The sequence below is a fragment of the Pedobacter psychrodurus genome (assembly GCF_004331735.1).
In the GTDB taxonomy this organism is placed as follows: domain Bacteria; phylum Bacteroidota; class Bacteroidia; order Sphingobacteriales; family Sphingobacteriaceae; genus Pedobacter; species Pedobacter psychrodurus.
Map to the genome: position 1 here is coordinate 1 of NZ_SJSO01000009.1, position 24,771 is coordinate 24,771.

The 24,771-nt window shown below is 36.6% G+C and carries 16 protein-coding genes; 5 read left to right on the top strand and 11 right to left on the bottom strand.

Annotated elements, in window-relative coordinates; all coding sequences use genetic code 11:
• Positions 1-247, top strand: a 247-nt coding sequence (locus EZ456_RS12630; protein ID WP_205945083.1) for a transposase, incomplete at its 5' end; no start/stop codon positions are given.
• Positions 248-1,008: 761 nt separating this feature from the next.
• On the opposite strand, the gene EZ456_RS12635 is transcribed toward EZ456_RS12630, so the two are convergent.
• From EZ456_RS12635 to EZ456_RS12655, 5 genes are all read right to left on the bottom strand, one after another.
• Entirely contained in the window at positions 1,009-2,019 is a 1,011-nt protein-coding gene (locus EZ456_RS12635; RefSeq protein ID WP_131530662.1) for a PorP/SprF family type IX secretion system membrane protein, read from the bottom strand.
• A gap of 1 nt (position 2,020) precedes the next feature.
• On the bottom strand, positions 2,021-5,578 hold the full coding sequence (locus EZ456_RS12640; protein ID WP_131530664.1) for a PKD domain-containing protein: 3,558 nt from the start codon (positions 5,576-5,578) through the stop codon (positions 2,021-2,023).
• 270 nt (positions 5,579-5,848) lie between these two features.
• Positions 5,849-6,061, bottom strand: a complete 213-nt coding sequence (locus tag EZ456_RS12645) for a hypothetical protein (protein WP_131530666.1) — start codon at positions 6,059-6,061, stop codon at positions 5,849-5,851.
• A gap of 57 nt (positions 6,062-6,118) precedes the next feature.
• Positions 6,119-6,259, bottom strand: coding sequence for a Sec-independent protein translocase subunit TatA/TatB (locus tag EZ456_RS12650; protein ID WP_083505447.1), 141 nt, complete (start codon positions 6,257-6,259; stop codon positions 6,119-6,121).
• A 323-nt stretch (positions 6,260-6,582) separates the two neighbouring features.
• Positions 6,583-7,437 (bottom strand): HD domain-containing protein, encoded by an 855-nt coding sequence (locus EZ456_RS12655; protein WP_131530668.1) that lies wholly within the window; start codon positions 7,435-7,437, stop codon positions 6,583-6,585.
• A 223-nt stretch (positions 7,438-7,660) separates the two neighbouring features.
• On the opposite strand from EZ456_RS12655, the gene EZ456_RS12660 reads away from it, so the two are divergent.
• Positions 7,661-8,314: a TetR family transcriptional regulator C-terminal domain-containing protein gene (locus EZ456_RS12660; protein ID WP_131530670.1), complete on the top strand. Its 654-nt coding sequence runs from the start codon at positions 7,661-7,663 to the stop codon at positions 8,312-8,314.
• Between the two features lie 7 nt (positions 8,315-8,321).
• Positions 8,322-9,623, top strand: coding sequence for an ABC1 kinase family protein (locus EZ456_RS12665; protein ID WP_131530672.1), 1,302 nt, complete (start codon positions 8,322-8,324; stop codon positions 9,621-9,623).
• 238 nt (positions 9,624-9,861) lie between these two features.
• Here EZ456_RS12665 and EZ456_RS12670 read toward each other — a convergent pair whose 3' ends face one another.
• Complete coding sequence (locus tag EZ456_RS12670; RefSeq protein ID WP_131530674.1) at positions 9,862-10,218, bottom strand: response regulator; 357 nt, start codon at positions 10,216-10,218, stop codon at positions 9,862-9,864.
• 270 nt (positions 10,219-10,488) lie between these two features.
• On the opposite strand from EZ456_RS12670, the gene EZ456_RS12675 reads away from it, so the two are divergent.
• Positions 10,489-11,091 carry a GIN domain-containing protein gene (locus EZ456_RS12675; protein ID WP_131530675.1) on the top strand — a complete coding sequence of 201 codons (603 nt, stop codon included), beginning with the start codon at positions 10,489-10,491 and terminating at the stop codon, positions 11,089-11,091.
• Positions 11,092-11,317: 226 nt separating this feature from the next.
• Here EZ456_RS12675 and EZ456_RS12680 read toward each other — a convergent pair whose 3' ends face one another.
• From EZ456_RS12680 to EZ456_RS12700, 5 genes are all read right to left on the bottom strand, one after another.
• Complete coding sequence (locus EZ456_RS12680) at positions 11,318-13,744, bottom strand: GAF domain-containing protein (RefSeq protein ID WP_131530677.1); 2,427 nt, start codon at positions 13,742-13,744, stop codon at positions 11,318-11,320.
• A gap of 140 nt (positions 13,745-13,884) precedes the next feature.
• Positions 13,885-17,487 (bottom strand): BamA/TamA family outer membrane protein, encoded by a 3,603-nt coding sequence (locus tag EZ456_RS12685; RefSeq protein WP_131530679.1) that lies wholly within the window; start codon positions 17,485-17,487, stop codon positions 13,885-13,887.
• Positions 17,488-17,853: 366 nt separating this feature from the next.
• Positions 17,854-18,759 carry an SdiA-regulated domain-containing protein gene (locus tag EZ456_RS12690; protein WP_131530681.1) on the bottom strand — a complete coding sequence of 302 codons (906 nt, stop codon included), beginning with the start codon at positions 18,757-18,759 and terminating at the stop codon, positions 17,854-17,856.
• A 145-nt stretch (positions 18,760-18,904) separates the two neighbouring features.
• On the bottom strand, positions 18,905-20,944 hold the full coding sequence (ppk1, locus tag EZ456_RS12695; RefSeq protein ID WP_131530683.1) for a polyphosphate kinase 1: 2,040 nt from the start codon (positions 20,942-20,944) through the stop codon (positions 18,905-18,907).
• Positions 20,944-22,158: a Pycsar system effector family protein gene (locus EZ456_RS12700; RefSeq protein WP_131530685.1), complete on the bottom strand. Its 1,215-nt coding sequence runs from the start codon at positions 22,156-22,158 to the stop codon at positions 20,944-20,946. Before EZ456_RS12700 ends, ppk1 begins: the two co-directional genes overlap by 1 nt.
• 369 nt (positions 22,159-22,527) lie before the next feature.
• Between EZ456_RS12700 and EZ456_RS12705 the strand changes: the two genes are divergently transcribed.
• Positions 22,528-24,714 carry an alpha-galactosidase gene (locus tag EZ456_RS12705; protein ID WP_131530687.1) on the top strand — a complete coding sequence of 729 codons (2,187 nt, stop codon included), beginning with the start codon at positions 22,528-22,530 and terminating at the stop codon, positions 24,712-24,714.
• Positions 24,715-24,771: the final 57 nt, after the last annotated feature.

Sequence of the window (24,771 nt, forward strand, 5' to 3'; positions counted from 1 at the left end):
AAGTATCAAAGGTAAAACCAGGGTACACCGGATGGCTAATAAAGAGCTTAAAAGATTGCTGCATATGTGTGCATTATCTCTAATTCAACATAATGCGGAATTCAAAACATATTATAATAGAAAAAAGGATGAAGGGAAGCATAGCATGAGCATAATTAATGCTGTTAGAAACAAGATAGCACTAAGAGTTGCTGCAGTTATAAAAAATCAAGCCAGCTATAAAAATAACTATAATATGGCTGCTTAAAATTTGTTTTTATCATAACAATCATGCTGATCCGATAGCTATCGGATTTATTCAGCATCCTTCCTGCTATTAATTGATTCTTTAAGAAAGAATAGTCTGGGCACAAATGTTGTTTTTTTACCGCTCTTTGCCGCGGGGAATCAAACTTTTGAGGCATCAAAAGTATGCAAAAATGCTTTGTCAATCCAGCAAGGTGGCTCCTCACCGCCAAACGCTCATCAAAAAAACAGCGGCACTTTGTTTAATCAGGTGTTGTATGTGTTTTCTTTTGTCTGATTGAGCCCTTCGGGGTTTGTGTTTAATATCATTTAAACCTTAAACGCAACGCTTATAAACACAAAACTACTGCGTTTTAGGCTTGGTAGTGCTACTTATTCTTTTCTGCATCTGCTTTTTTGATTCTGCTGCCACTTGGGATTGACGGGCGTTCTTCGGTAAAACTTGTGTTTTGTCAAAGCAAGCTAGTAAAACGCCTAGACTATTCTTAAATATTTGTGTCAACACGATAGGATGAATCGGGATTGCTGGCTTGCGGGCTTTGCATTGCAATCGGGTTTAAGCACAAAGTTTGTGCACCCTGCAACCTCAAAAATGAAAAACTGCCTTGGCCATTTAGCCCCGGCTGAAGCATTACCCTGCAGCAACGAGGTACGAGGAAGCGAAGCGTAAAAGCGAAAGACGGGAGGAAACTTCCTGTTCTATACAGGTTTTGCGCTCCGATCTATAAGCTGCATATTTATAAAAAACTGAATAACAACAGATTACCACATTTTAATATACGAAGGCACTTTGTAGATATTATTCAGCAATAAACCCAATACAATTTCGTGACTACCATTGCTTACCTGATTTAACTCTGATGTTGTAAAGTCGTACGAGTAGGTTAAGTTAACCATCTTGCCGATATTAAAGCCGGCCATTGCCGCAAACGAATCATCTTTACGGTAACTTCCACCCAACCAGATTTTGTCTTTAAAAGCCAGTTTAAGGTTTACATCAACAGAAACAGGCGCTGGTGATACATACTTTACCATTATCGATGGTACAGCGGCAATTTCATCATCTAAGAAAAACTTATATCCTGCCGTAGCAAAATAATGCGGGGCTTCTTTACCCAGATTATAGCTGTTATCACCTGTAAAACTTAATTTTTGTGGCAGAATCTGCTGTACAGAAACTCCAGCAAACATCCTGGCACCATACAACCATAAACCAATACTCAAATCGGGCTTTACCTGATTAATCAATGCCCTGTTCATTACCGGATCAATCGGTGTATCGAAAGTAAGCGCATTAACATCTAACGAAATACTCGAAACCCCTGCAGCAACACCTGCCGAAAGATTAAAATTATTACTTAGCTGTAAATGATAAGCATAAGTCACATTGGCATCCAATCTTTTTATCGGACCAGTTTTATCTAAAACAGCGGTTACCCCCATTCCATGATGCGATGGCGACGACATGTAATTTTGCATATAGTTCCGGTCCATCGGATTACCTGTTTGCTCAGGGAAAGAGGTTAGCGCATTACTCCACAATTGATTGTCGCCCAGTGCCCAATGTGCCGATACAAATGAAGTTTGAGGTGCATCGGTAATACCCGACCATTGTTTGCGGTAACCCGCTTTAAAATCAAGGTAATTTTCAATTCCCGACAGCGCCGGATTTAACAGATACTGATTAAAAATATACTGGGTGTACTGTGGCTTTTGTTGTGCAAAAACCTTAAATGTTGCAAAAAGGGCAAATATGATGATAAGCTTCTTCAATTTATCTGATTATAGTGAGCGGTCCTGTTATTGTTTTTCGTCCGTTGCGGGGGTTGATGATATAATAATAAACACCTACTGGAAGGGGCTCATTGCGGTAATTTCCATCAAAAGGAATTTTATATCCATTGCTAAAAAACACCTTATTTCCGTTTCTGTTAAAAATTTCGACAGTAGCATTTGGATAAGATTCTAAATATTTTATGATCCAGGTATCATTTACATTATCGCCATTTGGCGTAAAGGTATTTGGGGAATTTAGCGTTTGCAAAACTTTAACCAGTACCTTCGATGTTGTGGCACATCCGTCTGGCTGTGTGGTTGCTGTAAGCGTATACTCTGTATCGTTATCTGGTGATGCAATGGGATTTAATACATCCGTTTTGTTCAAACCTGTTGCAGGCGCCCATTTATATTTCAAATTAGTGCCTTCAGCTGTTGCAGGGATTTCGATCTGCCCGCCTGCTAAAATGTAAACCAATGTACCTGCGTTAGCAACAGGCGATTTGTACACCTCAATCGTATTAGTTATAGCGCTGGGGCAACCATTATCACCTGTAAATGTATAAGTGATGATATGTGGCCCAAGCCCGGCAATTTTAGGATTAAAGGTGCCATCCGCTTTCATCCCTTCACCACTATATACGCCTGGTGCCCCATTCATTTCTTCTCCAGCTTTCTGTTTAGCCTGCGTAATTAAAACTGTACCATCGGCCTCACAAACCGGAGCCATATTATCAAACACCAATTGCGGAACTGGTTTTAACGTAAGTGTTTTATCCAAATATTTAAAACAGTTTTCTCCAGAATAGGCAACAAGCCTGATGTTAAATGTTTGGTCGGTAGTGCCACCAAAAGTATCATACTTAATAATAAAGACTTCGTTATTATCCGGATAAGGGATTGTTTTATAAATGGAAGTTTCTTTACCAAAATCTCTATAAATCTCAATCTTTGTGATGCTACCCGTAAATACAGTAGAGGTATTTTTAATGATGATATCTTCGCTAGCACAACTATGGTCGTTTATAATATCAAAATCAGCTGCTTTAACATCACCATTAACCGTAAATGGTTTTGATACGAACGTCTCACAACCATCCTGATTTTTCACCGTCAGGGTCACATTATAATTACCCGTGGCAGCTGGTATAAAAGTACCATCAAACCCGGTAGAAGTAGCTAATGCATTGCCACTATTATCAATATATTGCCATTGAGCAGTTAAACCCGTAATAGTTCCATCTGCATTTTTGGAGGTATTTTTAAACTTAGCTATTCCATCCGTTAAACAAAAATCAGGAAGTTCGAAACCAGCAGATTGTGGATCAATAACAGTTACGGTTTTGCTTTTCACTATACTCGCACAGCCTTTATCACTTTCGGTCGTTAGTGTAATGATATAAGATCCAGTAGCACCATATTGATGGATGGGGTGCTGTTCAGTAGAAGGCGTACTTCCGTCGCCAAAATCCCAGGTCCATTTCATGATAGTTCCCGGATTTTCAATTGTCGATTTTTCAGTTAAAACGATAGGTTTGCCTGTGCATAAACCTTTTACATCAAAATCGGATATGGGCTGAGGGTTAATCACAATTGAAAATGCAGAAGATGTTTCTGAACATTTCGAATCTGTTGTAGCCGTTAAAACTACATTATAAGTTCCCGGACGATCATAAATATGAACAGGGTTCTGCTCAGTAGATGTTTTTTCATCACCAAAATCCCATAGCCATTGTGTAATGCTCCTTGAATTTGAATTGGATTCACTTTTATCGGTAAACTGAACACCACTAGACTGGCAACCGGTAGCAGGTAATTCGAATGCGGCCGTAGGCTGATTATCAACCGAAAAATCGATAATCAATTCTTCTGTATTACCACAATTATCAGCATTGGGTTTAGTTGCAGTTACTTTAAACTGGTAATCACCAGGATTTGGATAATTCAGGTCGTTAGGATACTTATAGGTGTAATAAGTATTATTATCATTTGGCCTGGTAAAGGTGTTTATTGCCACCGGACTATTATCAGTAAAACTCGTTGCCCCCTGAATCTCCCAATCTAATTTAATGGCCTGATAAGGTAAATTTATGGTTAAACTTATCGGCTCCCCTAAACAACCGCTGCTAATAGGTTGCCCCGTAACCGTACTGGTGGGTTGAAAAGTAAAATTCTGAATATTTGCCCCAGCTAAGTATGCATAAGATTCTACTGGTCCATAACCGTATGAAATTGCCGAAAAACCACCTGCTGCAGATAATCGGTGTTGGGGCTGCGTATTGGTCACATCAATTACGGCATAGCTAAATACGTTATCAATAGCAGTAAAATTATTCACCGGGTTACCATCAAGCCTAAATGACGCTATATCTGCTGTTTTAATAATTACATTCAGATAGTATCTAGTGATCTGAGTAGGCACTCTTACCGATCCCAGATCTGAAAAAACCGTAATATTATTTAGTGTTTGCTCTACAGGATTAAGCACTGTTATTTCAGGATCGCCTGGAAATTGATATTGGTTGGTATTGGTGCCATTGTTTAGATTGCAAGTTTGCGAAGTTTGGTATTGCGCCACAGCAATTGGTTTCGAACCTGAAATTACATTTGCCGAAGTAGAAAAAAAGGTAACTACCGATCCTTTAATATATGGATTAGAAAGAGGAGTTCCATTGGCATCGGTAGTACTACCATTAACGGTTAATACCGTATTATCTTCAGCCACAATTACCCTCATAATATCGGTATTACCATGAAGGGTATTATAAAAAGGTGCGGTTACAAAATTTCTCCCCCATGCCGAAACTGGAAAAACCTGCTGATACAGGTTATCGCCCCCACTCGGATTACGGCTATTACCTGCATTACAAAATGCTGCCCAGGTATTACCCGTAAATACAGCTACAGGATTACAATTTAAGGCTTTAATGTGGCTTCCTGTTAAATCGCCAACTGATTGATATTGATAAACATCACCTCTATTTAACTTAATGGTAAAAGTCGTATTGGCGGTTCTTCCTCCATATCTTTCGTTTTGTTTAGGCGTAATTTCCACATCAGTATTATCAACTGTTGCCACAATAGTAAATTGCGAAAAACCTTGTTGATTTCCACGGTTTTCATAACTAAAGGCATAATATTCTTGTCCAAGTGTATTTGTTGGCAATACTAAAGTACCACCCGTACGGGCATTATTAGAAATAATACTATATAATGATATCGCTTTAGTTGTAACCACATGAATGGCTTTATTTGGTTCTATTAAATTGGAGCTACCCATTAATACCGCATAATCATTTGGATTGATTACAAATGGCAAGCAGGTATTGGCAGGTACAGTGGCACCAGCCGGAGAAATTAAAGTATTACCGATATAAACTTCATATCCGGTAGCTTGATCTGCAGATAAAAATAAGGTTAACCTTGACCTGTCTCCATCGATATGGCCGGCATACGGAACATAAAAATCTTTCCCCTTATTTGATGTGTTTTGAGCAAAAGACAGGGTTGTTGCAAAAAGCAAGAAAAACAAAACCAATAACCAATGCCTGCTCATTACCTATCAGTTTAGTTTGAAAACGTTATACATATTTGTTTGATTAGCTATGCAATATACCATTAATCAAATCACAAGAAAAAACAATTATTAGAATTTTAACAATTTTAAGCGGAAAAACCAACTTTCGTGTAATAAACTGAGAGAGTAGTGTAAAAAAGTTTCACATACAAAAGTAATGCCTTTTGAAAAAACCAGATTTAGAATGATGAATAAATATCATGCAAAACAAAAAAGCCACCTTGTTAAAAGTGGCTATATGATAAATATTCAGTTACTGCCTTGATCGGACTGATCGCCGCTACCGTATTTTGCGGAGAAACCTTTAGCTTTCTCATCTGCTTCGCTATCGTTATGGTCTTCAGGTTCTAGATTTTCATCTAAGCGGTCATTCCAATCATTTAATCCCTTTTCAGGATGTTTCGAATTTTCTGCTGTAAAATCTGATTTCGATTTGGCCAGATCTTCCTTTTTATTTTCCATGTTGGCTTTTCTTTTAATTAAAACAGTACCATTAACGGAAAGTTTTACTTAGTACAATTATTTAACAGGAGGTTCATCTTTGGCATCCTTAAATTCTTTCACACTTCTCCCTATTCCCCTCATCAACTCTGGCAATTTTTTGCCACCAAAAATAAGCAGGATAACCACTCCTATTAAAATAATTTCTATTGCAGACATATCTTTATATTTTTTACAATATACGTTAATTCTTCTGAAATGGATTGTTGCTTTAAAGCCATTAGTTCATTATGCACTAAAGAAAGATCCTGAAACAAGTTCAGGATGACAGATTCCAAAAACCGAGCGTCATTCCCACGCAGGTGGGAATCTTAAAGCTTATTGCATTACGATTCCCAATCAAGTTGGGAATGACGAGCCGCTAAAACCTGTCATTGCAACTCCAATGTTTTTCAGTTAAAAACTGACCTCTCAGGATTATGGAACGAGAGAGACTCACTCCTAACGCCTATCACCACCCCCTAAACGCTAACCGTCTACCGCTACACTAAAAGGGCATTCAACGTCCTTTTTTTGATTTTAGGTACCGCGCCATGGCGCATAAATTCGGCAAAACCTTTTAACTGCTTGATCGACTTAATGGCTTCATATCCTTCATAAGAAGTTCTGATTTTGTTCAGCAGCATGGTATCTGTTTTAAACATATCACTTTCAACCAATATCCCTTTACTCAGAAATTTCTTAATTAGTTCGGCTATTTTGCCGTTAGCATATAAATGAATTGGCAATTTAAACATATCATTATTTAACTTCTCGAAAGCTTCATTAATCCAAGCCACCTCAGTTTCTGCATTCACCGCTATTTTTCCATCCTTCAAAACAATGGCAGTCAAAAATTCACGGGCACGCTGACGGGAAATTACCCCACCATGAATACCATCACGCAAAGTGTAATCCAAACGATCAGCACAGAGCGCCGGCAATGGCTGCTCTAAAATATCAAACGTACCATACAGAATCTGGTTAACATTATATCCATAATTTAACAGCACATCAGGCACTTCAGATTTACATAAAACTTCAGCAAAAACCTTTTCATGATAATCTTCATCTGTATTATCGAAAACATAATCTCCCACATGAGAAAAAGCGGTATGCGAAATATCGTGCAGCAACCCGGCAATTTGCTCCAGTTCTGAACCACCGAGCATCCTGATCAACATAGTGACGCCAATGGCATGCTCCAAGCGCGAATGGCAGATATCTGGATTGACCAAAAATATAGCACCGCTTTGATGTATCCCACCTAACCTTTTTAAAGCATCAGTATTTAACAGATCAGAAAATACCATTGGCAGTTCCATTTTGCCATATAAAAAATCGTTTACCTGAATCATGTTGCTTTATTTTGTTAAGGAATAATTAGAAACAAAAATACTAATTATTTTAGTTTTATTATAAAAAAATGTTAAAATAAAAATTTCTTAAAACTAAAATAATTAGTCAAAAAACCAACTTTCAAATATTTTGAAAGCTATTATTACAATTTCATGATCAACAAAAAACCAAGAGAAAAAACAAGCCAATAAATTAAACGTTATACTTGTAAAAAACAGGTATATGGCAACCGCTCAGCAAATTAGAAAAGCATATTTAGATTATGTTTTAACGAATGATGAAAAACCAAAATCGGTTTATATTTTTGTGAAGAAGCTTAAAATTACTGAGGCGGATTTTTATCAGTTTTTCTCTTCTTTCGAAAGTATAGAAAAAACAATCTGGTTCGAACTTACTTTCGAAACCATTAACAAAATCAAAGAGCAGGAAGTTTGGCCCCAATATACAGCCAGAGAAAAAATGCTTTCTTTCTTTTACAGTTATCTTGAAAACCTGAAGAACGAACGTAGTTTTGTGATTTACAGCTTAAAAAATCATCGTGGTAAATTTTCTACCCCCGATGTTCTGGCTGGAGTAAAACCTATTTTCGAAAACTTTGCACAAGAAATTATTGAAGAAGGTTTAGATAGTGGCGAGCTTGCCGAGCGCCGTTTTCTAAGTAAAAGGTACAAAGATGCCTTATGGATTCAGTTTGCTTTTATTGTTAATTTTTGGATTAACGATGATAGCGAAGGTTTCGAAAAAAGCGATGAAGCCATCGAAAAAGGCATCAATGTAACTTTCGATCTTTTTCAGTATTCGCCCATTGATAATTTATTGGAATATGGGAAGTTTTTATCTAGGAATGGAAAGTTTGCAGATAAGATGAGGTTTTAAACACCAGATGAAGACACAAAAAAGTATTCCAACTACCAAGGTAGAGCGCTCCGCAAAATTTGTTAAAACCGGTATTCAGATCGGAGGCAACTATATTAAACATTACTCCAAAAAACTGTTTAACCCCCAAATGGACCGCGAGCAGCTAAATGAGGATAATGCCACCGACATTTATAAATCGCTGAGTGAATTAAAGGGAAGCGCCTTAAAAATTGCACAAATGCTGAGCATGGATAAAAATATCCTGCCGAAATCGTATGTTGATAAATTTACTCAGTCGCAATACAATGCCCCGCCCCTTTCGGGTCCATTAATTGTGCGAACCTTCACCAAGAATTTCGGTAAAACACCAGAAAATATTTTCGATAGCTTTAACCTAAGCTCCAGCAATGCGGCATCTATTGGGCAGGTACATCAGGCAATGCTTAATGGTAAAAAACTGGCCGTTAAAATTCAATATCCAGGTGTGGGAGATAGTATTTCTTCCGATTTAAAACTGGTAAAACCTTTCGCTTTTCGTTTATTGGGCATGTCGGAAAGGGAATTAAATATTTATATTAAAGAAGTTGAAGAACGTTTACTCGAAGAAACAGATTACGAACTGGAAATTAAGCGTTCAATTGAATTTTCTGAAGCCTGTAAAAACCTTAACCATGTGGTATTTCCGAAATATTATCCCGAATTATCAGGGAAGCGGATCATTACCATGGACTGGATTGATGGTTTACATTTAAAAGAATTTTTACAAACTAACCCTTCTCAAGAACTTCGAAATAAAATAGGACAGGCGTTGTGGGATTTTTACAACTTTCAACAGCACGAACTCAGGGCCGTACACGCCGATCCACATCCAGGGAATTTTATGATTACGCCAGATGAAAATTTAGGTGTAATTGATTTTGGCTGTATTAAAGAGATGCCTGATGATTTCTATTACCCGTTTTTCTCCTTAATTTCTACTGATGTAATTAACGATAAAAATAAAACGATAGATGCCTTTAGAAAACTAGATATGATCCATGCGGACGATTCTCCGGAGCAGATTGAGTTTTACCATAAATCTTATGGGGAGATGATTAGTCTCTTTGCCAAACCTTATACCAGTAAATCTTTCGATTTTAGTAAACCTGATTTTTTTGAGCAACTATATGCTTATGGCGAAAAAATTTCGAAAATGCCAGAATTTAAACAGGCCCGTGGGGTAAAACATTTTATTTATGTTAACCGAACTAATTTTGGTCTGTATACGATATTACATGAATTAAAAGCAACGGTTAAAACAGATACATTTAAGCCTCATATTAGATAGAGAGTCGTCATTTCGAGCGTAGCCGAGAAATCTATAAGTTAGATCTAATAAAAATGATCTTGTAGATTTCTCCATTCCGTTGCACTCCAGTCGAAATGACGAACGCACTAATGGAATCCGTCATTTCTAGCCCAACCGAGAAATCTGTAAGTTATATTTAATAAAAAATGCCCTTTTAGATTTCTCCATTCCGTCGCACTGCATCCGATAGCTATCTGATCAGAATGACGATGTCTTGTTAACTATTTTTCTTAACCACTTTAACCAGATGATCGATATCGAATGGTTTTTCGATGTAATCATCAGCTTTACATTCTTCGGCCTGCTGTGGCAAGTTATTTGACGTTGAGGTTAAAACGGCCGATACATCTTCCGTTTCAGGGGAAGATTTAAGTTCTTTAATTATTTCTGATCCTTTCTTTCTCCCTTTGATGTGATCGTCCACAATCACTACATCGGGTTCAATTTCATCTATTTTATCTATAGGCTCGGTTGTTAATGATGCAGTAACATCAAACCCCTCCTCTTCCAATACCTGGTCCATTATATCAAGGATATCTTTATTATCCTGAACAAGTACAACCTTTTTCTTCATAAATAAACAGACTAAAATTCTCCCTAAAGATAAAGAAAAAGAATAATCCAATAATAGATCTTAAAATATTTTACAATTGGGTAGTAAAAGTTTCAAGTTTTCGTCTTGAATTAATGCCTGTTCGTCGAGTATAATCTATCGATAGTATAAAAACGCAACATTGCCTGCAACGTTTTTCATTTCACTGCGTCTTATCTACAAAACTACAACAAAAAGACTTAAACATTTAAATAACAATTAATTAACATTTAATTATTAAATAAAAATATTATGAAAACCTCAATCAAAACACTAATCGCCACTTCATTAACAGCAATCGTTTTATCGTCGGCTGTATTTACTACAAGCGTTTCTGCAACAGAAAAAGAGCCAGATGCAATTTTAAAAATATCGGCTTTTAAAAGAATTTCTGTAAAAGGAAATGTAGAAGTAACCATTATCCAACGGAGTAATTCTGGCATTTCTTATACTGATGATAACATAGGAACGGCAAAAGTTATGCAGGATGGTGATAATTTAAAAATCACTTCAACCAGTACCGAAAAAGCAAAACTAACCGTTTATGTAAACGATTTTTACAGAATTGAAGCTTCAGAAAATGCAATTGTTAAAACTGAAGGAAAAATAAGAACTAAATATCTTCAGATCTTCTTAAAAGGAAATGCGCATGCCGAAATCAATACCAGCTCAGAAGGTTTATATACCGTAATTTCTGATCATGCAGATTTAAAATTAAGCGGTTCTACTGATAATCATACTTTAGTAATGGGTAAATCGCAAAAATTAACCATCGATAGATTTGCAGCTTTGAAAACCAACATCAGTTCTGTAGAAACTGTTGCTGTTGAAAAAGAAATTGCCGCAATCAAGTAATTATAAAACACACAAATTAAACAAGGCTTTTTGATCGGAATCAGAAGGCCTTTTGTTTTATGGAAAATGTAAGATGGACGATGGAATGCACAAAATTAATGATATGCTAAACCTTCAGCAGTAAATCCGTCATCTCGACTGGAACGCAGTGGAATGGAGATATCTATCCAAATAGATTTCTCGACTACGTTGCACTCCGCTCGAAATGACGACCTCTTACGGATTATTAATGCTGTAGCACCTGGGCAATTTCCTTTTCGATAGATTTGATCTCTTTAGGTTTAAGTTTTTTAGCAACATCGGTCTTGGTAGCTACTTTATTTTCCAGATATTTTACACCTACCCTTAAAGCTTTTAACCCGGAAACACCTTGAAGTTCATCTAGTTCCAACTGTTCTAAATCGTCGTTTAAATGACCTTGAACCTGCATGTATTTAATGTACTCCATATATTCTTTGGCTTCTTCCAGATTGAAATAAACCATTGCAATTTTATGGGGCTGGGTTAAACGTTCAGTTGTACCTTTAACCAACACTTTATCGATACGTTTTTTAACCACTTCGTAACGAATATTATAAGCACCTTCTACATCAAACCGACGTTCATCATTTCTAAAACTAATATCAATCGCATTAGAGTGGATAAAAATCAATTGTGTGGTTTCTAATGCACGAGGCATTTCGCCAATTAATCCTTTAGATAAACGCGCGATATCGACCATGGAAGTTAATTGCCAAAGGCGGATATTTTTTAGGTACAACAAATCAAATGGTCGCTCAGGTGCAATCTCCTGTCCGATGTAAATATCGTACTCCACCCCATCGGTTCTGAACTTGGCAAAATAACAAGGGTAAGAAGCCTGTAAATTGACCTGCGACTTCTCGAGGTATTGACTCACTTCTGTGTTGATCAACTGCATTGAAACTTCCAACTGCCTGCGGTTTTCAAAACCAGCGCCAGTTTCTGGAACAATTACTTCGAAATAACGATCTACAAACTCAGCTGTTATAGGATAGTTCGCTTTTATAATCGATAAGAAAGGATAAACTTCGATTTCTAAAAACTCGTTCAGTTTGTTTTCTTCGTTTGATGAAGCAAAATCACCAATTCGTTTAATCCAATCTTTACAATTGAACAATAGTTTATTGGTAAGTTCTAAAGAAACATGTTTGCGGATGGCCTTTAAAGCATCAATTAAACTATTTAACTGTACTTCCATGTCATCTTTTAAAGCTTTATTTCGCTCTATTGTAGAATTACGGATATCAATTGCGCCAAACAGCGGATACATATGTTTAAAGGTGATCGTTTCAATTTCCTTTAATTTATGGTAACTGTTATTTTGCTGAAGAAAGTGCCAAACAGCTTCGTTAAATTTCCATTGTACTGATGGTTGTAAAGCGGTAAACTTATCCATCAGCACTTCGTCCATTTTAGCATCAAATTCTTCGATACTGTATTGGAAAAGCTGACCGATTAAGGGCATAGCCGGACGTAACCTCGATAAAAGTTTATCATCAACCAATACTTCCTCACTTGAATAAACTTCTAAAACGCCTGCCAACTGGGTATTGTAATACACGGGTAATACCGAATAAGAACAAACTCCGGCAGCTTTTAAAACCCTTAAAAAAGGATCTTTATCAATCTGATCGTCATTGATTGAGCTTACAAAAATTGCCCTTGGGTTTTCTTTATACTTATCAACCAACGAATAAAAAACTTCTTCTTCGAGATTGGATGATTTTGCCGAATTAATCAGCATACTTTGTGAAAACTCCTGGTTATCAAAAACAAGCTTGTTGTTAACAGTTAAAAAAGGCATTAAGCCAAATTCAAGTTTTCCGTTTCCGCTAAGCGTTTTTAAAGCGTGAATTACATGCGTGTACGCCTCAGTTTGATAATTGTGATTAACAAGCGCATCGCGAATACCATCAATGGCATGTTGCAAGGTCACATCTGTTATAGAGATGATGCTGAATCCTTCAAAATGGAAATTTTGTAATGGCAAATGCTCTACCAGGTATTCCAATTCGGTTTCATCTTGAAAATGCTTGCCCAGTTCTTCAAAATTAAGCTCAGGTAAATCTCCTTTATACACAATATCTACAAACTTTGTATCAGTTTGGATATTGTAGTATTGTGTAAGCTTTGTATCTTGATTAATGTGAGCATAAATGATCTCATTTTTCAGTACCGAAGTAAAATTATAAAAACGGCCTAAAATAATATTGTAGATAAACTTAAGCTGTTTTTTCTCAATAGGCTCGTTGTCTTTAGTTACCTTATTTTTAGGATCATGATCCTTAAAAAATTTATAGAATGCATTGGTGCTAAAAAAAATCTGATCTGGGATTGGAGTACTTAATGCCCAAAACAAATCATCTTCATTATCCATTAAAGGGGTTAGAATAGTGAAAATTAATTCTAAAGTATCTTTATATTGGGATAAATCTTCGGCACTGATGTTGCCAAGCAGCACATCGTCTTTTTCAATTTTTTGAAGTAAAAACCTGTAAAACTCAGATTTTACCGATTTTTCTGTTTTCAATCTGCCTTTTAAATACTCCACAAGTGGGCGGAAAGACAGAGATGATTCTACCTGGCAATGTATACATTCGTTTTTATGTATCTGTATTACATTGGTATTCATTGTATAAGTTTGCTATAGTGTAAAATTTATAGTTATCTATTTAATTACTAATTCATTGCAAAGATACATACTCCTAAAAACAATGTTCGTCTGCTGAACGTAATACTTGGATATTACATCTATTAATATGTTACACAAATTTAGTACCTAAAATTAAGTGATACGTATGGATACCAGCCGTCAGACGAGTGCCCCATCACAAATCGCACAACTGTTAGTGATGCTGGAGCAAAGTAAACTCCTCCTCCTATGCCATGGTGCCATAATGTAGAGGCTTCTTCTCTTTTCCATACCCTACCTACATCATAAAAACCCAATAAGCCAACTTGTCCCGGTAATACATAACTTACTAAATCGCCAATTTTAGCACGTAACTCTAAATTATTATAAAACATATGTTCGCCAGCAAACCTAAACTGACGATAGCCTAAAAGGTTGCCTTGTCCACCTAAAAATAAAGCCTGATAAAAAGCAGGTTTACCAATGGTTACTCCTCCGCCGAAACGATCGGCCAAAATGAAGTTTTTTCTGCCATCGAGGTTTTTATAAAGCGCTATACTCGCGGTAAATTGCCCATAAGAATTAGAATATTTGTTAACGCCTTTATAGCCCAACAGTTTAAAATCTACAAAACTGCCCAATGTTGGTAGTAAATCATTATCACGAGTGTTATTGGTGAAATTTACAAATGCGCCTGCGAACATCTTTTCGTTTCGAACGGTAAGCGAATCAGACGAATGCAATAATGATGGGTTTTCGATAAAACGTCCATCGTTATCTTCTTTATTATATTTATAATATTGGTATGATGGACCTACACTAAAAGTAGATTTGGGATGGCGCCACCTGATTGAGGCATCAACTTGATAAAGATTGAAACGTGCTCGGTAATACCTGATGTTGTCGTTATCATCGAAAGGTGTTTCATTCCCCAAACCAAAGAAATTCTGTGTGTTATTTGGGGCGAAAGCATCGGCTTTTAAAATAAAATCGCCCTTACCTAAAGCTTTTAACCACTCACCTTTATAATTAAATCTAAAAGCTTTGGTCGAAAACGAATGCAGAAAGGAAATGGTCTGCGAATTGCCATAAGGTTGTTTTCTGAAACCAGGATTGGTCTGTTTGTACATCAAGCCTAATAAAACACCATCATCATTATTGTAACCTGCATTTAGCAACCACGAATTCCGACGGTACATATCTTTTGGGATATAGCTAAAATTCGAAGTATCGTTAGAGATTATTTTTCTGATTTTATTGGTATCCTCTCCATTATAAGTTGCCTTATCGGTTCTACCATATAACTTTACAGATCCGTTGCTGTTTACAAAATCGTATACTTTAGTACCCTTGCCACCGATAATCCGCAGTTTAATGTTCGAGTTTTTATTGTTCAGGATCAAGCTATCGTTACCATTGTGCATGTACACCCTAATCTCTTTGGTTACTTTGGAATCGAATTTTCGATCGAAGAGTTCATCTTTGATATTACCCTCTTTAGAAATTTTATTGATTTTTACGCGTAACCCATCGTTTTCAGCATCGGTAATCTGAATCAGTTCATTTTTATTGGTCACCTCGATATCTACAATGCGGTTAAAGAAATGATAATATTGGTTCATTAACTTTGGTAAAGTGGCTATCCTGTTACGCATCTGTGCTAAAAAAGCATCGTGATGTAATGAGTAACTTGGTTCAGGGAGTTTTTTTAGTGCTTTTTCGAAAACGGCATCGTTATAATTTGCGCAGAAATCTTTCACAATTTTATCAAATTCTTCTTCGTTGATATTGGCAGTCCAACGGCTGCTGATTTCTCTTCCTTCCCATAAAAACCAATTAATATCTTTTATGCCACGCTCATAACCCTGCATCATTGGCAATAAGGAAGAAGATTGCGTATAACGCTGTAAAAAACCGTCTGATCTAAAAAATACCTGGTCACGATCTCTTGGCACTGGCGAGTAAAGCGAACCATCTTTTGTTTTGGTTTCTTTCCAGCGCCATTGGTCTTCATGCCTGTCCCAATCGCCAAGTAACACATCAAATGCCCTTGCTCTTACCCAGGCAGGTCCGTCTAACCTATTATCATTATCGTCGGTTAGTTTTTTATCCATTTTCGGAGAACTGTCTGACTCCCCTGTTGGCTCTCTTTCTTCAAACAAACACAAAGTATTGGCAAATGCAGATTCAAATTCGCCAAGATTATCATCAGGCGAAACCCATCCGATAATCGGATTGCTATGTGCAATGCCACCTGCTTTAGCCAGTTCGGGCACAACCAAAGCCGAAAACGGATGTTGTGCAGACATGTTATCTTTAATAATATCTTTAGCAAAAGTTTCACGCAAGGCAGCGGGCAAAAGTACCTCAGGATATTTCTCTACACTACGCAATACATATTCTTTGCCGCTTTTATCCTCTAATCGTAAAGAACGTGATTGATTGCCCCCACCGCGTTGTGTCGCTTTTAAGCCGCCCATCATTTGAGAAACCCTTAGTACAGGAACTTTTGTTCTTGCAGCATATTCTTTACGGTAATTTTCGCCAAAAATAGCACGGTGAAAACGGCCAACGCTATCATATTCGGGCTTAATGCGTACAAAAATACTATCAGCAGCGATCGGCTTGTCTCTATTTCTTACCTTTTGAGGGATGGTTTCGAACTTTTTGATATAACTGTATACCTTTTTAACGCTTGTATCAGAATAAATATAATATTCGTAACGCATATCATTGTTCTTTAACTGATCGGCCACTACGTAACCCTGTTGCATTTCGTGAAACAATGAGGTTTTACCTTCTTTATTTGGTGATACTTTTGAGCCCGATCCACTGATGATCTGCAATTGCTTTCCTTTAATTAACTGTAAACCATGCTCATGACCGGCAACATAAGTTACGTTTGGATAATCACCAAATACACCGGTTACCGATTTAATCATATCCTTATAAGCCGGATGGTTTAAATCTTCAGGACTTAACATGGTAGAACGGAGTAAAGGATACACAGAGCCCAAAACAGGTAAAGGGATATATAGATTTTTAGCTAAAGATGTTAATGGAAAAAGATGGTTCCTTAAATTGAAATAACCTCCATGTGGTCCGTAACTCTGAAATGGATGGTGTGAAGCTAACAGAATAACCTTGTCTTTGTTCTCTTCGAGCAGTTGTTCCATTTTTACCAAAACCTCATCTTTTGTCCTGCATTCGCATTCGCCATTAGGGTTCGATTTATTGTAAGGAAACAGCCACCATTCGCTATCGTAGGCAATAATGGTTAATTTATCAGTTAATTTAATTGCAACAGGGTCAGGACATCCATTTTCTGGTATTAACCTCAATAAAGGATCATTCTGCGCTTTAAGGAAATCATCTTGCGCCTTAATTTTGGCCAAACCCTTAGGGCCTGATTTATCCCAATCGTGGTTGCCGGGAACAAAATAAACCGCAGCGCCCATTTTTCGCATGGGCTCAAATTGTGAACGGAGGATTTTTTTAGTTTCCTCTTCTTCTACACTGCCAGGCAAACCCATTCCGGTTGGATAAATATTATCACCCAAGTATACAACGGTAGTTTTTTTAGGCAGAATCTGCTTCGCCGCATTTTTTAAATCCTGCATCTGCGCAGGGTTCATTTCGCCGGCATCACCAAAAAGAATTACACGGTATTTTACATCATCCTGCGCAAAGGCAATGAAGTTGATTAAAAATAAGATGGTAAAAAGGGTAAATCTTTTAATCATAGACTCAGCGTTTGTATAAATATAGTTATTTTAAAATTTAATTTGTTTTTTGGCTATTTTTGGGTTGAGAATCTCATTCTCTTTACAATTAAGAAGTTAATACACTAAGCATCAAACCTTAACTATCTTAATACCTTAATGGTCCTTTCCATTCAAAAGTTTTAGCCTCTTCACCATTAAGAAGTTAAGGACATTAAGTTTTTATCATAATCAATCGTCATTTCGAGCGGAGTGCAACACAATCGAGAACCACAAAGTGCTCAGCGAAGCTAAATCTATTATAGATCTCTCCATTTCGCTACGCTTCAGTCGAGATGACGACCGATTTATTGGATGACGATGGTACGACAGATTTTTCTTTAACCCTTACTTCTTCAATTTAAACATTAAAATGTTTCCTGCCGATAATGTACCACCCTCATTAGAGATATAAAGGTTCTGATCGCGATCAAATGCAATACCTTCTGGTTGGTTAAAGAAGCTTCCTTTTAGTGGATAAGTTGCTTTAATTTTAAAATTTGCATCAGTAACCACCAATAGTTTATTCATTGACGAAAGTACATACCACTCATTAGTTGATGGGTTTTTAGCCAATGCAGATGGACGAAACTTGATTTTGGCTTCACCCGATAAGTCTGTTATTTCTTTGTAAGGTAAGGCAAACGTTCCACTTGCTGTAAATTTGCCATCAGCATATTTAAAGGCATAAACATCGGTCTGGTCGCTTTTATTTTTCTTAATTTCTTTGGTTAAAATATACACCATGCCTGTTTTTTCATCAGCAGCCAAGCCTTCGTATTCAGCTTTAGGAACCAGATCTTTGGTTTTAACTACATCTGCAACTTCTGGTTTATTGATTTCGCTAATTGGAAAAGTATGCAGTTCGCCATTACTTTTTAAAACGATTACGGTGTTATTTAAGATTGCCACATCTTCATAATCGCCTTTACCTCCAAATTTGGTAAATTTCGATTCTTTATCGGTTAAACCCAGGTGAAATAAATCGCCATCTTCATCCTGTATAGCAAATACTTCTTTCGGGTCGCCGTTATGAAATACAATTCCAGAAATTTCGAAAAGATTTTGTGGCATGTTATATTTTACCGGATTTGCTAAATCGTAAGGAAGGCTTGATTTTTCGCCTCCGCCTGCAGAAACTGTTTCTGTTGAATCACTATTTTTATCATCGCGGTTAGCATTTACACAGGATATACCTAAAAAGGCAACGGCAATTAAAAAGCTGGGGGCTAGGAAGTTTTTATTGTATTTCATAAGGGTAAAATTTAATCTTTAATAACTTTTTTTATTTATCGTCCGTCATTCCCGCGCAGGCGGGAATCGTAATGCAATAGGCTTTAAGATTCCCAATCAACCCGATAGCTATCGGGTTGGGAATGACGACCGTACTAAGCTGCATTTAAGCTTTTTTTAATAATTCATAAATATCGTGTTGAGACTCGACTGGAGCCCCACCACTTTTAACAGGAATATTATTCATATTTTCATCTATACAAATCGCCTGCACATTATCTTGTTTCTGGATTTCGATAATATCTATAATTTCTCGTTTAATCTGCTCATTATAAATCGGAAAGCAAACTTCAATTCTACGGTAGATATTCCGGTTCATCCAATCGGCAGAGCCAAGATAGACATCCTTCTTACCTAAATTATGGAAAATAAAAACACGTCCGTGTTCTAAATAACGATCTACAATACGGGTAACTTTAATATTTTCGCTCATTCCTGCTAAGCCTGGAATTAAGCGGCAAATGCTTCTAACAATCATTTCGATCTTTACGCCTGCCGATGATGCCTCGTAAAGTTTGTCGATTAAAACCTTCTCTTCGAGATTGTTCATTTTAATGGTAATACTTGCTGGCTTACCTTGTTTGGCATGTTCAATTTCTCTATCTATCAAGTTAAGAAAAACTTGCTGTAAGTTAAACTGGGCCACCAATAAATGATTAAATTTAATCAGGTCGGCAGAAGTTGGTTTAACCCTTTTAGCCAGGAAAATAAAAAGCAGCTCTACCTCGCGCAGCATTTCTTTATTGGCCGTCATTAAAATATGATCTGTATAAAAAGCAGCTGTGCTTTCGTTAAAGTTTCCGGTAGCAAATAAACCAGAATAACGCATTCTATTACCGGTCTGGCGTTTTACCAAGGCAACTTTAGCATGAACTTTTAAGGCGGTAACACTGTAAATAATATCAACGCCAACTTCCTTCATTTTTTTTGCCCACTTGATGTTGTTGGCCTCATCAAAACGGGCTTTGAGCTCTACTAAAACAGTAACTTTTTTGCCATTTTTTGCAGCGCTGATTAAAGCATTTACAATTTTCGAATCGCTGGCTACGCGATAAAGCGTGACATATATCTCCCTAACTTCAGCATCAATAGCCGCTTCGTTAAAAAAGCGCAACACACTATCATAACTCTGGTAAGGTGTATGTACAATAATATCGTTTTTATAAATGGCCTCAGTTAATGATCCATCTATCAAATCGGTATTGCAAATTTTTGGCCAGTTTTGGTTAGAGAGTTTTGGCTGATTTACAGGGAAACCCATAAAATCTTTCAGGTTATGGTATTGTCCCCCTTCCATCCTGTTGGCCTTTTTTAAATTGAAAAGCTTTTTAAGCAATTCGAAAACATTAGCCGGTATACCTGGTTGATGGAGAAAACGTGTAGCCAAACCTGAATCGCGTTTTAACAATTGTTTTTCTAACTGCTCTGATAAACTGCCCGAATATTCATCTTTCAGATCTATTTCGGCATCCCTGGTAATTTTGAAACTATAACATCCGGTAACTTCTCCTTCGGGAAAAATACGGTCTAAATGAAAACGCACAATATCATCCAGAAAAACAATAAAGATTTCATCTCCTGTTTCTACCTTATAAAAACGGGGTAGCTGATTGGAAGGAATATTTAAAATAACAACTTCTGCATCTTCTTTCTTTTTTAGTGTAATCAGAAAATAGAGTTCATTATTTGAAGGAAAGAAATTGGTGTTAGCATTCACATAAACAGGTTGCAAAAAAGCCATTACCTGACTCAAAAAGTATCGGGTTATACTTTTCTGAATTTCTGCGGGGAATGGTTGCCCATAAATTAAGTTTATCTTATTTTGTTTGAGCAAGGGAATAAGATCTGATTTAAGCACCTTACCATAACGCTGTTGTTGTTCTGAAATAAGCTGATTGGCCGTGCTCAGCAAATTATCGTCAATCTGAATATCGTTATCTTCCTTATTGCTCAATTTTTCCAATGCCAGCAGCACCGGCATTCTTACGCGATAAAACTCATCGAGATTGGAAGAGAATATCGACAAAAACTTAATTCGCTCTAAAAGTGGAACAGTGTTTCGCTCGGCTTCCATTAAAATACGCTCGTTAAACTTTAACCAGCTTAAATCTCTGTTGAAAAGGGAGGTTTCTACTAGCTGTTCCATTAAAGTTTACCGTAAGCTGCGTAAGCAATTACAAATGCCAATACCGCTGCAATTAAACCAAACATGAAAATATTATAAGCCAGGCGGATTAGTTTATACTTTCTGCCCAAAACTACGCCTTGCGAGTATACGTCGGTGATCAATGTTCCATATAAAAAATCTTTATCGTTCATCACCTTAATCATACCATCGGTATAACTGGGTAAGCTCATTTTATAAAAATTACCAAAAAACAATAAATTTACTTTTTTATTATCCATATCTTCCTGAGTGAATTCTCCCTTCGGAATAGATGGACGGGTTGATAAAATGGAAACGACCACGCATGTTAAACTCACCACTAACAAAATAAATGTGGGGATAATCAGGTTACCATGATCTTCCAATCGCCTTAACAATAAACTCACAATTAAGGAAAGCATAATCGAATTTACGGTGATGAGGATGTGTGCTTTGTTATCTGCCATGTCGCTCAACCGTTGGTTGTTGGCTGAGGTAATCCTAAACATGGTTTCGATCCCCTTATCTGGCCTATCGTCTTTATCCTTCTTCTTTTTGTCTGGCACCACATTAGGTGCAAAGTTTTTAGCCTCGTCTAGTTCTATACTTATTTCCTCCTGAGCCGTTAATTTACTTTTCAGTTTACTGATATTTTTCTGTTTCTGATCGCTTAATAACAGACTGGCATAATCGGTATGGTAGTGATGGGATTCCATAAACTGGATATCTTTTTTGCGCCAATCTAATTTACTGATATCTTTTTTATAGATGAGTTCATTTTCTTTGTGCATTAATTTACCTTTTGCTCTGAAATCGGCCAGGCCTAAATGGAACAGATCTGCATCGCAAAGAATTTTATCAATTTCATTTTTAGGTTTCTGGGGAATTTTAGTGGCCAATATTGCACTTTTAACATGATCACGGATTTCTTGATTAACCTGATGTTTTGCTAAAAAAACATCAGCCAATTCTGCTCCTTTTGCTTCGTGGTTTAATGCATCTTCAAAATAACCTGTATCGTGAAACCAGGCCGCAACTGTTACAGAAAAAAAATCCTGCTCATTTAGCTGGTAATGATTGGCAATTTGCTGCGCCGCATTTACTACTTCTTGCGTGTGTTCCAGGTTATGATAAACTAAGCGTGGATCGCTATGCGTATGGAAGTAATCGCCAACGTGCTTTTCTACATCTTCCTGCAATTGTTTATAGTTCATGAGTATGGGGTTGCGATAATTTAATATGACGAAGGAAATGCATTTCTTGAAAATCTTTAAAGCTGAAAATTGTATTATTTTTTATGATGATAAAATTACGCTAATTTTTTAAAAACAACACTGATCTCCCCTCAACAATAATAATGCCTTATTTATTTTACATTAAGATTTAGAAACGGTCAAATTTTAAACTATTAATCTTATGCTAATCTTGTCAAAAAATGATAATAATTTGATATAAATAGCAAATTCATTGACAGCAGAAAGTGCTAATTTCACCTTTTAACATCATGATTGATCGCAAATCGTATTTTAATTTGATGCTAATAATATTAGGTGCATCACCTAAACTTTTTACCCAAATATATAATGAAAAGAAAAAACAAACTTTTTTTTTTAATCTCCATGACAATAGGCCTAAATAGCTTTGCGCAAAAAACCATAGAAATTGCTACAAAAAACAATGTACTGATCCTGGAAACAGATCGCGATAACACCTTATTATCGACATACCTTGGCAAAAAATTAGATAATTCGAGCGAATACCCAAGCATACAGGCATTAGATAAATACAAACCTGGCTCTGATGATCTTTTAAATAAACGTGAAGCTTATATTGCCTCTGGCTCGCTCAATTTATTAGAACCTGCATTAACTGTAACCCATGCTGATGGGAACAAATCTACAGTATTGACATTTTTGGATGTAAAAACCGAACAGCTAGATCAGAATAGAAAATTAACCAGCATTATCCTTAAAGATTTAAAATACAATTTTCAGGTTACTTTAAAGTACCTGGCCTATTTTAATGAAAACGTAATTGAGCAATGGGCAGAAATTGAACATAAAGAAAAAGGCACTATAGTGCTAAACAAATATGCTTCTGCAAATCTTACCTTAAGTGGAAAAAAATTCTTCCTTAAAAACCAATATAGTGGGGCTACGCGCGAAATGCGATCGGAAGAGCAGCAATTGTTGCATGGCATAAAGACCATAGATTCTAAACTAGGAACCAGAACAAACCTGCTTCATTCTTCTTCGTTTATGGTTTCGATAGATCAGCCTGCCACTGAAGATATGGGTGAAGTAATTGCGGGATCGTTAGCGTGGACAGGAAACTTTAAGTTAGATTTTGAAACTTTCGACGAATATTACCTCAGGATAACTGCCGGGATTAATAATTTTTCGTCGAACTATACTTTAAAGGCTGGCGAAAACTTCATTACACCCCGCTTTATTTATACCTATTCAGCTGCAGGAAAAGGTTTAGCGAGCAGAAATTTACAAGATTGGGCCAGAAACTATCAAATATTAGATGGAGAGGGCCAAAGATCTACCATACTAAACAACTGGGAAACTACTTATTTCGATTTTAATGATGAAAAACTAAACGAATTAACAAAGGATACCAAAAAATTAGGGGTTGATGTTTTTTTATTGGATGATGGATGGTTTGGAAATAAATACCCTCGCAATGGATCTACTTCTGGCCTGGGCGATTGGCAGTACAACAAACAAAAGTTAAAAAATGGCATCAGTACTTTGGGTAAAGAAGCCACAGCAAGTGGTGTAAAATTTGGCATCTGGATAGAGCCAGAGATGGTTAACCCTAAAAGTGAGCTTTATGAGAACCACCCCGATTGGATTATCAGACAGCCTGAAAGAAAAGAATATTACATGCGTAACCAGTTGGTGTTGGATTTAACCAACCCCAAGGTTCAGGATTTTATTTACAAAACAGTAGATGATATTTTTAAGGAAGTGCCAGAAGTTGCTTTTATTAAATGGGATTGTAACTCCTTAATATACAATGCCAACTCTCCTACCTTAAAAAACCAGGATCATTTTTATCTTGAATACATCAGGGGATTAAATAGCGTTTTGGATAGGATTAGAAAAAAATATCCTAAAACACCGATGATGCTGTGTGCTGGAGGAGGTTCGAGAGTAGATTATGCTGCATTAAAACATTTCACCGAATTTTGGCCTAGTGATAATACCAATCCATACGACCGCATCTTTATTCAATGGGAATACTCGTATTATTTTCCTTCTATTGCAGTAGATAACCACATTACCGATATGGGTAAACAACCCATTAAATTTAAAACAGATGTGGCCATGATGGGAAAACTGGGCTATGATGTACGTGTAAATGAGCTCAGTAAAAATGATTTGCTTTTTAGTCAGAATGCCGTTAAAACATATAATAGCTTTAAAGATATTATTTGGCATGGTCAGCAATACCGTTTACAGGATCCTTACGAAAATAAAATAGCTTCAATTGCCTATGTAAATGATGCTAAAGATCAGGCTATTGTTTTTAATTACCATGTGGCAACCCTATTTACCAATGGTGTAATATTACCGATTAAACTAAAGGGATTAGACCCGGGTAAAAAGTATAAAATAGAAGAAATTAATCTGTACCCCGGTGCCAAATCGCCAATTGATAGCACTAAAGTTTACTCTGGCGACTTTTTAATGAAGGTAGGCTTTAATCCGGAAGCCAATGCTTACAGAACAAGTGTGGTTTTAAAGATACAGGCAATATAAACTGTTTAAAAACATAACCTCATGATATTAAGGGTGGCTTTTCGCCTCCCTTTTTTT

Coding starts and splice junctions, on each gene's coding strand:
- EZ456_RS12640 (WP_131530664.1), bottom strand. CDS start 5,578: ATGAGCAGGCATTGGTTATTGGTTTTGTTTTTCTTGCTTTTTGCAACA.
- EZ456_RS12665 (WP_131530672.1), top strand. CDS start 8,322: ATGAAGACACAAAAAAGTATTCCAACTACCAAGGTAGAGCGCTCCGCA.
- EZ456_RS12645 (WP_131530666.1), bottom strand. CDS start 6,061: ATGGAAAATAAAAAGGAAGATCTGGCCAAATCGAAATCAGATTTTACA.
- EZ456_RS12680 (WP_131530677.1), bottom strand. CDS start 13,744: ATGAATACCAATGTAATACAGATACATAAAAACGAATGTATACATTGC.
- EZ456_RS12690 (WP_131530681.1), bottom strand. CDS start 18,759: ATGAAATACAATAAAAACTTCCTAGCCCCCAGCTTTTTAATTGCCGTT.
- EZ456_RS12650 (WP_083505447.1), bottom strand. CDS start 6,259: ATGTCTGCAATAGAAATTATTTTAATAGGAGTGGTTATCCTGCTTATT.
- EZ456_RS12655 (WP_131530668.1), bottom strand. CDS start 7,437: ATGATTCAGGTAAACGATTTTTTATATGGCAAAATGGAACTGCCAATG.
- EZ456_RS12670 (WP_131530674.1), bottom strand. CDS start 10,218: ATGAAGAAAAAGGTTGTACTTGTTCAGGATAATAAAGATATCCTTGAT.
- EZ456_RS12675 (WP_131530675.1), top strand. CDS start 10,489: ATGAAAACCTCAATCAAAACACTAATCGCCACTTCATTAACAGCAATC.
- ppk1 (WP_131530683.1), bottom strand. CDS start 20,944: ATGGAACAGCTAGTAGAAACCTCCCTTTTCAACAGAGATTTAAGCTGG.
- EZ456_RS12700 (WP_131530685.1), bottom strand. CDS start 22,158: ATGAACTATAAACAATTGCAGGAAGATGTAGAAAAGCACGTTGGCGAT.
- EZ456_RS12705 (WP_131530687.1), top strand. CDS start 22,528: ATGAAAAGAAAAAACAAACTTTTTTTTTTAATCTCCATGACAATAGGC.
- EZ456_RS12685 (WP_131530679.1), bottom strand. CDS start 17,487: ATGATTAAAAGATTTACCCTTTTTACCATCTTATTTTTAATCAACTTC.
- EZ456_RS12660 (WP_131530670.1), top strand. CDS start 7,661: ATGGCAACCGCTCAGCAAATTAGAAAAGCATATTTAGATTATGTTTTA.